This is a genomic window from Marinobacter sp. GH_1 (genome assembly GCF_048595985.1).
In the GTDB taxonomy this organism is placed as follows: Bacteria; Pseudomonadota; Gammaproteobacteria; order Pseudomonadales; family Oleiphilaceae; genus Marinobacter; species Marinobacter shengliensis.
In genome coordinates, this window is sequence record NZ_CP184460.1 from 3,890,859 (window position 1) to 3,904,700 (window position 13,842).

At 58.1% G+C, this 13,842-nt stretch carries 14 protein-coding genes; 8 read left to right on the forward strand and 6 right to left on the reverse strand.

Going from position 1 to position 13,842, the window contains the following annotated elements:
- The first annotated feature begins 145 nt into the window (after window positions 1-145).
- The 3 genes from radC (at window position 146) to rpmG (ending at window position 1,442) form a co-directional block, all read left to right on the forward strand.
- On the forward strand, window positions 146-820 hold the full coding sequence (gene radC / locus ACNSOI_RS17795; protein ID WP_106693971.1) for a RadC family protein: 675 nt from the start codon (window positions 146-148) through the stop codon (window positions 818-820).
- Window positions 821-1,038: 218 nt separating this feature from the next.
- On the forward strand, window positions 1,039-1,275 hold the full coding sequence (rpmB, locus tag ACNSOI_RS17800) for a 50S ribosomal protein L28 (RefSeq protein WP_058091504.1): 237 nt from the start codon (window positions 1,039-1,041) through the stop codon (window positions 1,273-1,275).
- Window positions 1,276-1,286: 11 nt separating this feature from the next.
- Window positions 1,287-1,442 (forward strand): 50S ribosomal protein L33, encoded by a 156-nt coding sequence (gene rpmG / locus ACNSOI_RS17805; RefSeq protein ID WP_008173465.1) that lies wholly within the window; start codon window positions 1,287-1,289, stop codon window positions 1,440-1,442.
- Between the two features lie 92 nt (window positions 1,443-1,534).
- Here the strand turns inward: rpmG and ACNSOI_RS17810 are convergent, their stop codons facing one another.
- The 3 genes from ACNSOI_RS17810 to ACNSOI_RS17820 form a co-directional block, all read right to left on the reverse strand.
- Window positions 1,535-2,395 (reverse strand): endonuclease/exonuclease/phosphatase family protein, encoded by an 861-nt coding sequence (locus ACNSOI_RS17810; RefSeq protein WP_061330822.1) that lies wholly within the window; start codon window positions 2,393-2,395, stop codon window positions 1,535-1,537.
- A 50-nt stretch (window positions 2,396-2,445) separates the two neighbouring features.
- Complete coding sequence (locus ACNSOI_RS17815) at window positions 2,446-3,081, reverse strand: thiol:disulfide interchange protein DsbA/DsbL (RefSeq protein WP_106693972.1); 636 nt, start codon at window positions 3,079-3,081, stop codon at window positions 2,446-2,448.
- Window positions 3,082-3,237: 156 nt separating this feature from the next.
- The gene (locus ACNSOI_RS17820) at window positions 3,238-3,846 is read right to left on the reverse strand and encodes a c-type cytochrome (protein ID WP_106693973.1); all 609 of its coding nucleotides are present in this window, start codon (window positions 3,844-3,846) and stop codon (window positions 3,238-3,240) included.
- Between the two features lie 182 nt (window positions 3,847-4,028).
- Here ACNSOI_RS17820 and yihA point away from each other — a divergent pair, with 182 nt between their 5' ends.
- Window positions 4,029-4,667 (forward strand): ribosome biogenesis GTP-binding protein YihA/YsxC, encoded by a 639-nt coding sequence (gene yihA / locus ACNSOI_RS17825; RefSeq protein ID WP_061330825.1) that lies wholly within the window; start codon window positions 4,029-4,031, stop codon window positions 4,665-4,667.
- A 142-nt stretch (window positions 4,668-4,809) separates the two neighbouring features.
- On the opposite strand, the gene ACNSOI_RS17830 is transcribed toward yihA, so the two are convergent.
- Window positions 4,810-5,520, reverse strand: coding sequence for a TetR/AcrR family transcriptional regulator (locus ACNSOI_RS17830; RefSeq protein ID WP_072676133.1), 711 nt, complete (start codon window positions 5,518-5,520; stop codon window positions 4,810-4,812).
- A 177-nt stretch (window positions 5,521-5,697) separates the two neighbouring features.
- Between ACNSOI_RS17830 and ACNSOI_RS17835 the strand changes: the two genes are divergently transcribed.
- From ACNSOI_RS17835 to coaD, 4 genes are all read left to right on the forward strand, one after another.
- The gene (locus ACNSOI_RS17835) at window positions 5,698-7,143 is read left to right on the forward strand and encodes a coniferyl aldehyde dehydrogenase (protein WP_061330827.1); all 1,446 of its coding nucleotides are present in this window, start codon (window positions 5,698-5,700) and stop codon (window positions 7,141-7,143) included.
- 183 nt (window positions 7,144-7,326) lie between these two features.
- Entirely contained in the window at window positions 7,327-7,962 is a 636-nt protein-coding gene (locus ACNSOI_RS17840; RefSeq protein ID WP_420194686.1) for a hypothetical protein, read from the forward strand.
- 26 nt (window positions 7,963-7,988) lie between these two features.
- Window positions 7,989-9,587 (forward strand): GMC family oxidoreductase N-terminal domain-containing protein, encoded by a 1,599-nt coding sequence (locus tag ACNSOI_RS17845; RefSeq protein ID WP_420194687.1) that lies wholly within the window; start codon window positions 7,989-7,991, stop codon window positions 9,585-9,587.
- Between the two features lie 282 nt (window positions 9,588-9,869).
- Window positions 9,870-10,352, forward strand: coding sequence for a pantetheine-phosphate adenylyltransferase (gene coaD, locus ACNSOI_RS17850; RefSeq protein ID WP_061330830.1), 483 nt, complete (start codon window positions 9,870-9,872; stop codon window positions 10,350-10,352).
- A 5-nt stretch (window positions 10,353-10,357) separates the two neighbouring features.
- On the opposite strand, the gene ACNSOI_RS17855 is transcribed toward coaD, so the two are convergent.
- The gene (locus ACNSOI_RS17855) at window positions 10,358-11,650 is read right to left on the reverse strand and encodes a DUF945 family protein (protein ID WP_420194688.1); all 1,293 of its coding nucleotides are present in this window, start codon (window positions 11,648-11,650) and stop codon (window positions 10,358-10,360) included.
- Window positions 11,651-11,699: 49 nt separating this feature from the next.
- Window positions 11,700-13,841, reverse strand: coding sequence for a polyphosphate kinase 1 (gene ppk1, locus ACNSOI_RS17860; protein ID WP_061330832.1), 2,142 nt, complete (start codon window positions 13,839-13,841; stop codon window positions 11,700-11,702).
- Window position 13,842 lies beyond the last annotated feature (1 nt).

A 13,842-nucleotide genomic window follows, 5' to 3' on the forward strand; every position in this document is an offset into this window, starting at 1 on the left:
GGGTTATAAGATAGCACGCCCGGGCCCGGCAGGCAGCCTGCAAGAGCACCCGTTCGTTTACCAAATGTTACTTTTTGGAGTAACCTTTGTAATTCTGAGAACCGATGCAGGATGCATCACAATCTGACACGCAAGGACGCACAGCATGAACAACCCTGCCTGGCCAACTGATGAACGGCCCCGTGAGCGCCTTCTGGCCCACGGCCCGGAAGCCCTGTCTGACGCCGAACTCCTGGCCATTTTCCTGCGCACCGGCACCACTGGCATGCCGGTGATGGACCTGGCCCGCCATCTGATCTCTGAATTTTCCGGCCTGCGGGGCTTGATGACTGCCTCCCGCAGGCAGTTCTGTGAGGTCAAAGGCCTGGGCACGGCCAAATACGCCCAGGTTCAGGCCGCCATGGAGATGGCCCGCCGGGTGATGGACGAACCACTGCGCCAGGGAGATCCGCTGCGCTCACCAGCCGACACCCGCCGCTTTCTCACCAGCCGGCTGGGCACTTACCCCCACGAAGTGTTCGCCGGCCTGTTCCTGGATAACCGCCACCGGGTAATTCAGTACCGGGAGCTGTTTCGCGGCACCATTGACGGTGCTGCCGTGTATCCCCGGGAAGTGGTTCGCCAGGCCCTCGAAGACAACGCCGCCGCTGTCATTTTTGCCCACAATCACCCCTCTGGCGTCGCCGAGCCCAGCCAGGCGGACATTTCCCTGACCCGCAGACTGAAAGAAGCGCTCGGACTGGTGGATATCAGGGTTCTTGACCATATGGTTATCGGCCACGGTGAGGTAATATCCCTGGCTGAACGAGGGTTGATGTAGCTGCAGCAGGGTCGCTTCCGGAAAACTGGCCAAATTCCCAACAATTTTTTGCGTTGGTCGGCCAGTTCTGGTATAAAAGCGTCCCTTTCTGGCGGCGTCTGGCGAGCAGCGTTCAGTTTAGAGGCGCGAACCGGTGGCAGTTATTGCTCCGGAGCAACCAGAGACGCATTAAAAAACGAATTCGTATTGATAGACCATTGCTCAGGTCGGAGGCAAGTATGTCCAGAGTTTGTCAGGTTACCGGTAAGCGTCCGGTTACCGGTAACAATGTATCCCACGCGATGAACCACACTCGTCGTCGTTTTCTGCCGAATCTGCAGAACCACCGTTTCTGGGTTGAGACCGAGAAGCGTTTCGTGAAGCTGCGCGTATCCACCAAGGGCATGCGCATCATCGACAAAAAAGGCATTGACGCTGTGCTGGCCGATCTTCGTGCCCGCGGCGAGAAAGTTTAAGGAGCCGCATCATGCGCGAGAAAATCAAGCTGGTTTCATCAGCAGGCACTGGTCACTTCTACACGACCAAAAAGAACAAGCGTAACACTCCGGAAAAAATCGAGATCAAAAAGTACGATCCGGTTGTCCGCAAGCACGTTGCGTACAAGGAAGCCAAGATCAAGTAATTGATCCTGCCTCCACAAAAAAGCCCGGCCAGCGAGCCGGGTTTTTTTATACCTGAGCAAAACACCCCTGCACCGAAAGGGTCTCGCAGGCCTTAAAAGGTTTCCAGATACCCCTTCGGCAATGCCACATCCATGGCGATGGGCAAATGGTCCGATACCGGATAACTAATCACCTCGGCACGTCGGATTTCCAGGGAAGGACTGACCATAATGTGGTCCAGGGCCTTTTCGGGCCGCCAACTGGGGAAGCTGTGAGCCGTGCCCGGCAGGGGTATCAGATCCGTTTCTTTCAGGGGCGTTTGGGTCAGCAGCTGCTCTGCATGAGCATTCATATCCCCCATCAGGACTACATGCCGGTAGTCGGCAATGAGATCCCGCACGTAACCCAGCTGCCGCTGCTGTGCCGCCTTGCTGAGGGACAGGTGCATTTGTACCAGTATGAGCGGATCGTCTTCCGAACCATACCGGGCAATGATAGCCCCACGGCCGGGAATCAGGCCGGGCAGTTTGTGCTCAGTGACATCCAGAGGCCGATACCGACTCAACAGACCGTTGCTGTGCTGCGCGATCTGACCAAGATTGCGGTTTAATTGCTGATACCAGTAGGGAATGCCGGCGGCTTCTGCCAGATACTGGACCTGATTGATATAGCCACTGCGCAAACTGCCACCGTCGCATTCCTGCAACGCCACCACGTCGTATTGCCGCAACAGGGTGGCAATACGGTCGAGATTCTCGATGCGGCGACGATGAGGCAGAAAGTGCTGCCAGCTGCGGGTCAGGTAGTGATGGTAAGACGAGGTATTGATGCCCACCTGGATATTGAAGGTGAGCAGCCGGATATGACGATGGGGCTCAAACTCAGGCACATGCTCGCTACCAGAACAGGCCCCCCGGGGACCTTCCGGTCCCCGGAGAATGCCATTAATCTGATTGCGCAGACGCTTATACATAACAGGGGATTCCCACGCTGAACCTGAACGCGCCCCTCAATACCGGCGGCTCATTCTGCCGCAGCACGTTCCTGCTCGACCAGGTAGTCAACCACAGACAGCACGGCCTCATGACCACCTGCCATGGAGGCGCTGACCACGTACTTGCCATTTACCAGCATAGTCGGTGTACCGGTGATGCGCGCGCCGCGGATCTTGGCCTGGGCCTGCTGAACCCGTGCACGAACACCGAAGCTGCGGTAGTTGTTGAGGAACTCCTCGGCATCAACACCGTGCCCGCTAACGAAATCCGCCAGAGCTTCGGGGGAATTCAGGGGGCGACGTTCGCCAGCCAGTGCCGTAAACAGGGCGTCATGCACCTTGTCCAGCTCGCCCATGGCCTCCAAAGCATAAAAGGCGTAAGCGTGAGGCTCCCAACTTTGACCCAGTGCTGCCGGCAGCTTCACGAAATTCACGTAGTCCGGCGCCTGGTCAGCCCAGGACTCAACCAACGGCTTGAAGGTATAGCAGTGGGGGCAGCCATACCAGAACACTTCAGCAACTTCTACGCCTTCGTCGGATGCGGTGCGAACCGGATTATCCAGGGTGCGGTAATGGGTGTTCTCAACCCATGACTGAGCCTGCGCAACAGCACCAACCGCCATAGACAGCGCGAAAACAACAACTGTGCCTAGTGTTCTTATCATCGGGAATCTCCGAGTTCGATGTTCTGATGTGACCACGATTATGACCCAGCAAACCGGGAAAGTTCCACTGCTGGCCAGAAGGGAATGGTTACGGAAAGGTAAGCAGCAAAAACCCCGCCTTGGCGGGGTTTTTACAACTCGCTACAGAAGCCGGACTCAGTTAAGGCCGGAAACGTAGTTTGCCAAGGCCTTGATCTCAGCATCGGTCAGACGAGTAGCCACGTCCACCATGATGTTGGCGTTGGTGGTGCCTGCACGCTCGCCGTCACGGTAGGCTTTCAGCTGCTTCTCTACGTACTCGGCGGTCTGGCCGCCCAAGCGGGGGTAGCCCGCTGGCTCGTTGCCAGCACCGTTCGGACTATGGCAACCGGCACATGCGGCAACGCCGGAGGCCATGTTACCGCCACGGAACAGCGCCTGGCCACGCTCAACCAGATCTGGATCTGCCTGACCAACAACCATCTCCTGATCGTTATAGTAGGCAGCCAGATCCCACAGATCCTGGTCAGACATGTTGTCCAGCAAACCGGTCATTTCCGGAATCGGACGATCTCCGGTTTTAATATCGACCAGCTGGCGATACAGATATTTCTCGCCTAATCCGGACAACTTCGGATACACCGCCATGATCGGCTTGGCGCCGCCCTGGCCGTGACAGCTGGCACATACCGCTGCGTTCTGTTCACCCGCTGCCGGATCTCCTGCCCCGTGAGCCATTGCCGTCAGGCCAACTCCGAGAACAACTCCTGCGATCAGTCTTTTCATGCTCGCTCCGCTTCTCTCATCTTTGCATCTTGAAAGTATTCTTCGTTGTGCAGCCGGCAGGCGCCAATCTGTCTGGCTTTTCACCGGGGCTGACAGCGGCAACGCGCAGCGTCCCGCCGGAAATTGGTGTAGCATTATACATTAATCGCCGATAACTGAAATCCAAAGGAATACCAACCATCGTGGACCCTGATCTGACTCAAAAAAGCGTTTCGTTCAACAGTGCCCGTTTTCTGATCAGCGCGTCCAAACTGGACGAGTGCCCGCCAGACATCGGTGCCGAAGTTGCCTTCGCCGGGCGTTCCAATGCCGGCAAGTCCAGCGCGCTGAACGCCATTACTGCCAACGGCAAACTGGCCCGGACCAGTAAAACACCCGGCCGCACCCGGCTGATAAACTTTTTTACACTCAATAAAGAAAACATGCGCCTGGTCGACCTGCCCGGTTACGGCTACGCCAAGGTCTCCCGGGACATGAAAGACGACTGGCAACAACATCTGGGGCATTACCTGAATGATCGCCGCTGCCTGCGAGGCCTGGTGCTGGTGATGGATATCCGGCACCCACTCACCGACTTCGACCAAATGATGGTGGAATGGTGCGAGCATAACAACCTGCCGTTGATGATTCTTGCCACCAAAGCCGACAAGCTGAAATTCGGGCAAGCGAAAACGGCCATGCTGGGCATTGCCCAGAAACTGAAACCCTTTGCGTGCGTTGCACACCTGATTATGTTTTCCGCCACCTCAAAACGAGGCGTGGATGAATGCCGGGAAGCATTGACAGACTGGCTGGAAGCGCCGGAATCGGAAACCCCCTGATGAAAAAACCGGCCTGCCATCAGACAGGCCGGTGAAACGTCAGGGTTTGCGACGTACCTGAGAACTCACTCAGGAGACGCAGGAAATGTCCGGTTTCCCACGTCACTACCTTTGAACGCGATCGCGGAAAAAAGTTCAATTTTTAACCAATCCCGACAGAAACCCCGGTTTCAGCCCGTGAGGACTCGCCGTTCTGCTCCGGATTTTCCGGCAGCGTTGGCCGATACTTTTCACGTAACGCCAGCACCTGCTCGCGATAATCCGGGGTCAGATAAGGCAATTCCAGAGTCAGCACCTGATAAATACCCTGCTTGAGTTCGGTCAGGGTGAGACTGGCAGGCTCGTCACTGGCGTGGGCGGTCTTCAGAAAAGCCATCCAGTTGGTGATCACCAGCCAGACGTTGAGCGACATGGCCGAACGTAGATCTTCCGGCTGCGGCTCGATGATACCCGCCTCCGCCAGCTTGCCGAAGATCCGATTGATGGCAGCAAGGCATCGATTGGTGAACTCCCGGTAGTCCTGGCGCAGCCGGGTATCGCTGTCCAGCAGATATTCCAGGTCCCGGTGAAAGAAGCGGTAACTCCACAAACCGTCAAACACCGATTCCAGGTAAAAGGTCAGGTCGTCGAGCGTCAGCAGCCGATCCTCCGGAATATCGAGGTAATAATCCACCAGTTTTTCATACTCCTGGAAGATCTCGTAGATGATGTCGGACTTGTTCCGGAAGTGGTAATACAGGTTGCCCGGAGAAATCGCCAGGTGCGCGGCAATGTGATTGGTGGTGATGTTCCTTTCACCCCGCTCGTTAAACAACTCCAGACTGGATAGCAGAATCTTGTCTCTGGTTTTCATCGTCCCGCCAGTGATTGTTGTTATCTGCATCACGGATGGCCAGATGAGCCAACCGTCATTTCTTGACTGCCTAGAGTATATACTCTAATAATAGCCTCAAGTGCAAATCGTCCAGATTTTAGCCAACCAAAAACAACAGGCTCAGGGTATCGCCCGGCAGCCAATGGGGAGAGAAACATGGGAGCCACTGTCGTCCAGCTCACCGAGAGCAAAAAGCAGATTCAGCACACCCATCGCGTGTTTGAGGACCAGAAGAAGGCGTTCCGGAACAACCCGATGCCGTCTCTGACCGAACGCAAGGAGAATCTGAAACGGCTCAAGCGTGCCTTGCTAAGCCATCAGGACCGCCTGGTAGAGGCCATTGACAGGGACTTCAGCTGCCGCTCCAAGGATGAAACCCTGATTGCCGAGGTAATGCCATCCATCCAGGGTATCAACTACACGCTCAAACATCTGAACGAGTGGATGAAGCCATCCAAGCGGCACGTCTCCGTTCTGTTCCAGCCCGCCAGCAACAAGGTGCATTACCAGCCCAAGGGTGTGGTCGGTGTGATCGTGCCCTGGAACTATCCGCTGTATCTGGCTGTCGGTCCACTGGTGGCGTCTCTGGCTGCCGGCAATCGCACCATGATCAAGATGTCGGAATTCACTCCGCACACCTCCGCACTGTTCAAGGAAATCATTGAATCCATGTTCCCGGAGGACCTGGTGTCGGTGATTACCGGCGAGGCGGACGTGGCCGCTGATTTCTCCCAGCGCCCCTTTGATCATCTGCTGTTCACCGGTTCCACCTCGGTAGGCAAACTGGTGATGCGCGCGGCCGCAGAAAACCTGACGCCGGTGACCCTGGAACTGGGCGGCAAGTCGCCTGCGATTGTGTCTCCGGATGTGCCGATGGAAGACGCGGCCCAGCGGATTGCTTTCGGTAAGGCATTTAATGCGGGCCAGACCTGTGTGGCACCGGATTACGTTCTGTGCCCGGCGGATCGGGTTCAGGGGTTTGTGGATGAGTTCCGCGCGAAGTTTGCGGAGATGTATCCAAGCCTGCGGGATAACGATGATTTCACGGCGATCATCAATGAGCGCCAGTACGATCGCCTGCAGAGCTATCTGGAGGACGCCCGGGCCAAGGGTGCGGAGCTGGTGGAGATCAATCCGGCCAATGAGAACATGAAGGACGGCACCCGGAAGATTCCGCTGACGCTGGTATTGAAAACCACGCCGGATATGAAGGTGATGCAGGATGAGATTTTCGGTCCGATTCTGCCGGTGGTGAGTTACGGCGGTCTGGAGGAAGCCGTTCATTACATCAATGATCGTCCGCGTCCGCTGGCGCTGTATTTCTTTGGCTATGACAAGTCGCATCAGCAGTTTGTGGTGGATAACACGCTGTCTGGCGGTATGTGTATCAACGATGCGTTGATGCATGTGGCGCAGGATGATCTGCCGTTTGGGGGCATCGGTGATTCCGGTATGGGTCATTACCATGGTAAGGAAGGGTTCCTGACCTTCTCCCATCATCGGGCGATCTTTACCAAGCAGAAGTTCAACAGCGGTAAGTTTGTCTATGCGCCGCATGGAACGGCGGCCCATCGGATGGTTTATAAGCTGTTTATTCGCTGAAGCCTGATTGCTTGGTGCAGGGCTGGAGTGTGGTGCGTCTTTCCAAGACACGCCGTGAATACTTCTATGTAGGCTTGAGCAAAACATCCCTGTTTTGCACAGTCTTGGAAAGACGCACCACACCCCAGCCACCGGCACAGTGCCTGCCGCCCTATAACAATAATGTTAAAAGAAGCCTCAACAATGACCACGCCATCCCCGAAATACTGCCCTGAAGATCGACCGGAGCTTAGCCGACGCAGTTTCCTGAAAACCGGCCTCGGCGGCGCCATGTTCCTGAGCACCGTCAGTATGACCGCCGGCCTCACGGGCTGTGCTACGGCCCCCGCCGGGCGGGTGAGTGCCGTTGATTCCCGTATGGACGCCAGTTACCAGTTCGAGTTCTTGAGCCGGGATGATATTGCCCTGTTTGAGGCGCTGTTGCCGGCGATGTTTGCCGGTGCGCTGCCGGAGGAGTCGAATCAGCGGCAGCATGCGATTGCCGGGACCATTGAGCGGATTGATCAGGGCATTGTGATGTTCGGGCCGGCGAATCAGAAGGAGCTGCGCAAGCTGTTTGATCTGCTGAATTTCGCGCCCACCCGGATAACCCTGGCGCGGGTGTGGTCGGACTGGCCGTCAGTCAGTACTGAGAGTGCCGAGGCGTTTCTCAACCGGTGGCGGGATAGCCGGATTGGTCTGCTGAACAACGGCTACATCGCGCTGACCAAGATCAGTAACGTGGCGTTTTATGGCCACGACGCGCACTGGCACTTGTCTGGCTACCCCGGGCCACCCACCTGGGCGGTTGATGCCCTGCCCCAGTTCCACAACGCCTGACCCCATCGCAGATTACGGAGAGCAGTATGTCCATGAACGATCCTATCGCCCGGGGCCTGGCTTCTGGCTGGAATGTTACTGATGCCAGCAAACTGACCACCGATCAAACCGTGGAAGCGGATGTGGTGGTCATCGGCACCGGTGCCGGTGGCGGCACCACGGCGGAGATTCTGGCCCGGCAGGGGCTGTCGGTGATTCTGGTGGAAGAAGGCCGGCTGTATTACCAGAAAGACTTCAAGTTGGATGAGCTGACGTCCTATGCCAGCCTGTATCAGGAAGGCATGAGCCGGGTCACCGCCGACGGCGCCATCGCCATTCTGCAGGGCCGCTGCGTGGGCGGTTCGACGACAGTGAACTGGACCAGCAGTTTCCGCACGCCAGACGAAACCCTCAATTACTGGAACCAGAACCTGGGCTTGAGCGATCTGGCCCCGGACACCATGGCCCCGTGGTTCCAGGGCCGGGAAGAACGCCACACCATGGCGCCATGGGTAACACCACCAAACCTGAACAACGACATCCTCAAGCAAGGCTGTGAAAAGCTCGGCTACTCCTGGCAGGTGATCCCCCGGAACGTCAAAGGCTGCTGGAACCTGGGCTACTGCGGCGTCGGTTGCCCCACCAACGCCAAACAGGGCGCGCTGATGACCACCATCCCTGGCGCCCTGGACAACAACGCCCAACTGTTCCACGGCCTGCGCGCCGACCGGCTGGTGATGAACCAGGACCGCATCGACCACCTGCAGGCCAGCGCCATGGGCCCGAACGGTGTCACGCCCTCCGGCGTCACCGTCACCCTCAAAGCCCGCCACTTCGTAGTCGCCGCCAGCGCCATCGGCTCCCCCGGGTTGCTGCTGCGTTCAGAACTGCCGGACCCCTACAAGCGCGTCGGCAAACGCTCATTCATTCACCCGGTCAACGCCACCGTCGCCCGCATGCCCGCCAAAGTTGATCCCTTCTACGGCGCGCCGCAGTCGATCTACTCCGACGAATTCAACTTCAAACACGGCGTCGACGGCCCGGTAGGCTACAAACTGGAAGTGCCGCCGCTACACCCGGCCATGGCCGCCGGCGTCGTCCCCGGCCACGGCCAGGAACAGAGAGACAACCTCGGCCAACTGCCCTGGATGCAATCCGTCATCGCCCTGCTGCGCGACGGCTTCCACGAAGACAGCCCCGGCGGCACCGTCAGCCTGCGGGATGACGGCAGCCCGGTACTGGACTACCCCATCACTGACTACCTCTGGCAAGGCATCCGCCAGGCCTACCTCGACATGGCCGAAATCCAGTTCGCCGCCGGCGCCGAAGCCGTCCAGGCCGTGCACCTGGACTCCGGCTGGTACACCAGCTGGACCCAAGCCAAAGACGCCATCAACCAACTCCCCATGAAACCCCACCGCGCCCGCCTGTTCACCGCACACCAGATGGGCGGCTGCGGCATGGGCGCCGACCCGAAAAACTCCGTGGTCAACGGCTTCGGCGAACACCACCAGGTAGCCAACCTGAGTATCCACGACGCGTCCATCTTCCCCACCAGCATCGGTGCGAATCCGCAGTTGTCGGTGTATGCGTTGGCGGCAAGGAACAGTAACCGGTTGGCACAGAAGTTAAGACAGCAAGGCTAGTCTTCGCTCCTGAATACGGTGAGAACGTGAGAACCTCCCAGAGATTCCGGGGAGGCATGCAGATAGCAGAAGAGCGCGGGCCGGGGGTTGGCTTTCGGGAGTCTTGAGGGCCATGGACGGCCCGAAAGAAGCGCACAGGGAAGTGCTCGTAGCGTCTCCCGAAAGCCAACCCCCGGCTCGTGCGACCTACTCCAGCAAAGAGCAGCCTTCATCAGAAGCCCCGGACTACAGCCCGCCAAAGGTTCCTGCTATCCTACGGCCCATCAACAAAAGGAGCTGTGCATGCCCAAAGTCATCTACCCAGGCACCTTCGACCCAATCACCAACGGCCACACCGACCTCATAGAACGCGCCGGCCGCATGTTCGACGAAATCGTCGTCGCTGTTGCCTACAACCCGAAGAAACAGCCCCTGCTCAACCTCGAAGAACGCTGCGAACTGGTCCGGCAAGCCACCACCCACCTCCCGAACGTCAGCGTCACCGGCTTCAGCAACCTGCTCGCCGACTTCGTACGGGAACAGAACGCCACCGTCATACTCCGCGGCCTGCGCGCAGTCTCCGACTTCGAGTACGAATTCCAGCTCGCCGACATGAACCGCCGCCTGGCACCGGAAGTGGAGAGCGTGTTCCTGACACCCGCCAACCACCTGTCGTACATCTCATCGACCCTGATCCGGGAAATCGCCTCGCTCGGTGGCGACATCTCCGAATTCGTCGACCCCGCAGTGGCAAATGCCCTGAAAGAGAAGTTCAGCAAGTCCTGAAGGGATTAAAGCAGTGGCGGCATCGGAATCTCGATGCCATTGATATCCAGAACCAGATCCTGCAGGCGGCCAGTCATGACCAGTTGGTCGCCGGCATCCACCAGCAACCCCTGTTTGATCAAGGGTGCCACCTGCATGCGCACGGCCGGATAGTTCTCAGCCAGGGCCAACGGCATACGGAAGTCCAGCGCCCCGGTTAAGCCCTGCATCACCATCAGCATGTTGGCCCGTTCACTCTCAGACAACTCGGGATGGGACAGATCCAGGCTTCCCTGTACGGCTCCCTCTGGCGTATCCAGGCTCAACTCCCGGATGCCTGCGGAAAATCCGGCGGCCGCCAGCCCGCGAACCGAGTCGTTAAACCGCTGCATCAGGGCCATCTGCTGCTCGAACGCCGCCTGCGGGGATTGACCGGCCTGCGCCGCCATCAGTTGCATGTCGGTCATCACCGAACTGAACTCATTCCAGTTGGCAACATCAAGACCATCTACAGCGAACTCTATCCGGTGCGGGCCGAAGGTACCGTCATCAAAGACAACGGTGTCCAGCTCCAGGGCAATCGAGGAATCCAGTCGCTCGCCTTTTCGGTCTGCCTCGCTATGACTGCTCAGGGCGATACCGTTAAACGCCACGGGTGGCACCTGAGGACCCTGCATGGTCAAGGCATCAATCGTGACCGCACCGGCGCCGGTCCAGATATCACCGGATAACCAGGCAAGGCTCTGCTCCATGTGCACGTTTTCAATGGTGACATTCATCTCCGGCCCGGACAGCACCACCGCCGGCCAGACCACCAGCATGTCGGCTTTTTCACCCAAACGGCCAATATCAATCCGTGCCAGACCACCGCTGCTGCGCAAAACACCACCACCGTGTGGCTCGCTGATCTCGATAGCAGGGGCCTGCAATTCCAGCGTGGCGGAACCCCAAAGCCGGGTTTCCAGTGTCAGTTTTGGTTCGTCGTTGGGGAACCAGCCTGCCCCCTCCGGCTGCCAGCCTTCCGTAGGTCTGAAATTCAAGTGGCTGCCAGTAATGCCGTGAGAAACCTGAACCTCAAAATCTATGCGGTTACTCTCGCCCGTGGCCGGGTCCAGAAAGGTGGCTGTGCCAGACACTTCGGAGCTCATCACACCGCGCCGGTACCGATCGGTTTCCATGCGCAGGAATGGCTGGGCATTGTTGACTTCCTCGGTCGCATTCAGCCAATGTTGCTCAGTCAGATAGCCCACGCCCCAGGGGGCTACGCCAGCCACTACCAGTATCGCCGTGCCGGCGATGGTCCAACGTTTAAGATTCAAGGTTCCAATCCTGTTGTGTTTTTATTTCCTGCTGGCCGGGGCCAGCGTATTAATTCGGTTTAGAGGTTAACCGGTCCAGCAACACCAGCTGCGAAGCCAGGCGCTCCTCACCTTCTTCTGGCTGATTCTGTAGATAACTGCCATCAGACTGCAATACCCAGGACTGGCAGTTATCTGAAAGATAGGTATCCAGATCCTCGGTCACCCGCTCGATCAGCGCCGGCTCTTCGATCGGGAAGGCGGTCTCAACCCGGCTCAGCAGGTTCCGCTCCATACCATCAGCACTGGAACAGTAAACGTCGGGTTTGCCGTTGTTGCCGAAGTAATATACCCGGGTATGCTCCAGAAAGCGCCCGATGATGGACCGCACCCGGATATTTTCCGACAGGCCCGGCACCTGGGGACGCAAGCAGCAGATACCACGAATGATCAGATCAATACTGGCACCGGCCTGGGACGCCCGGTACAGGGCTTTGATCACCTGCGGCTCGGTCAGGGCGTTGAACTTGAAGATAATCCGCCCGTTCTCCCCAAGCCCGGCTTCCCGCTCTATCAGACTGATCAGGCGATTGTGCAGGGTGAAGGGGGCGTGAAACAACTTCTTGATCTTCAATGCCTTGCCCATGCCGGTCAGCTGCTGGAACAGCTTGTTGACATCGTCACCGATGGATTCGTCGCAGGTCATGAAGCTGTAATCGGTGTACAGCCGGGCGTTACCGGCATGGTAGTTACCGGTACCCAGGTGCACATAACGGCGCAGCCGGCCTTCTTCCCGGCGCACAATCAGGATCATCTTGGCGTGGGTTTTGTAGCCCACCACGCCGTATACCACAATAACCCCCGCCTCCTGCAGACGGCTTGCCAGCTCCAGGTTTTCTGCCTCGCTGAACCGGGCCCGCAGCTCAATAACGGCGGTCACTTCCTTACCCCGTCGGGCGGCATCCGCCAACGCCTCGACAATTTCGGAGTCGGCTCCGGTGCGGTACAGGGTCTGGCGGATCGCCAGCACATGGGGATCTTTCGCCGCCTGACGCAGCAGGTCGACCACCGGGCTGAAGTTTTCATAGGGATGCAATAACAGCAAGGGCCGCTTGCGGATGGCATCAAACATGGATTCCTTGCTGCGAATCTGGCGCGGAATCGAGGGTGAAAAACTGGAATAGGTCAGGTCGGGGCGATCCACCAGGCTGCCAACGGCCATCAGACGGGTCAGGTTGACCGGCCCATGCACCTGATACAGATCCCGCTCGGTCAGACCGAACTCCCGCAACAGAAACTGCACCAACTCCTCCGGGCAGTTGTCGGCCACCTCCAAACGCACTCCGTCACCAAACCGGCGACTCAACAATTCGCCGCGCAGGGCCGAGGCCAGGTCTTCCAGGTCGTCTTCCAGCTCAAGGTCAGCGTTACGGGTCAACCGGAACTGGTAGCAGCCTTTCACTTCCATGCCCGGGAACAACTCGTCCGCATGGGCATGGATCATTGATGACAGAAACACCAGGTTGTCGCCGCCGTCACAGACGTCATCCGGCAGCCGAACCAGGCGAGGCAAGGAGCGGGGGGCGGGCACAATGGCCATGCCGGTTTCCCGACCGAAGGCGTCTTTGCCATCGAGTTCAACGATGAAGTTGAGGCTCTTGTTCACCAGGCGTGGGAACGGGTGCGACGGATCCAGCCCGATGGGGCTGACCACCGGTAATATCTCTTCCTCGAAGTAGTTCCGCACCCACTCTGCCTGGGCCGGCGTCCACTCACGGCGCCGGACAAAGTGAATGTTCTCTTTCTCCAGCTCGGGGATCAGCACGTTATTGATGATGTCGTACTGCTCGTGGATGTAGTCGTGGGCCACCCGGCTGATCTCCGCCAGCACCTGGTCTGGCTGCATGCCGTCCACGCCCACGGTCTCCCGACCGTACTTCATTTGCTGGCGCAGGCCCGCCACCCGGATTTCAAAGAACTCGTCCATGTTGCTGCTGAAAATGCAGCAGAAGATCAACCGGTTGATCAGCGGATGAGTGGTATCCAGCGCCTGCTTCAACACCCGGTAGTTGAACTGAAGCTGACTCAGCTCGCGGTTGAAATAGTTTTCACTGGCGTCCAGATTGATGTCTTCACCCACCGGCGGTACATCTACCGGCGCAGGCACACTCTGGTCACTGATCTCTGCGGTTTGCGCATTCTCGGTTGTCATT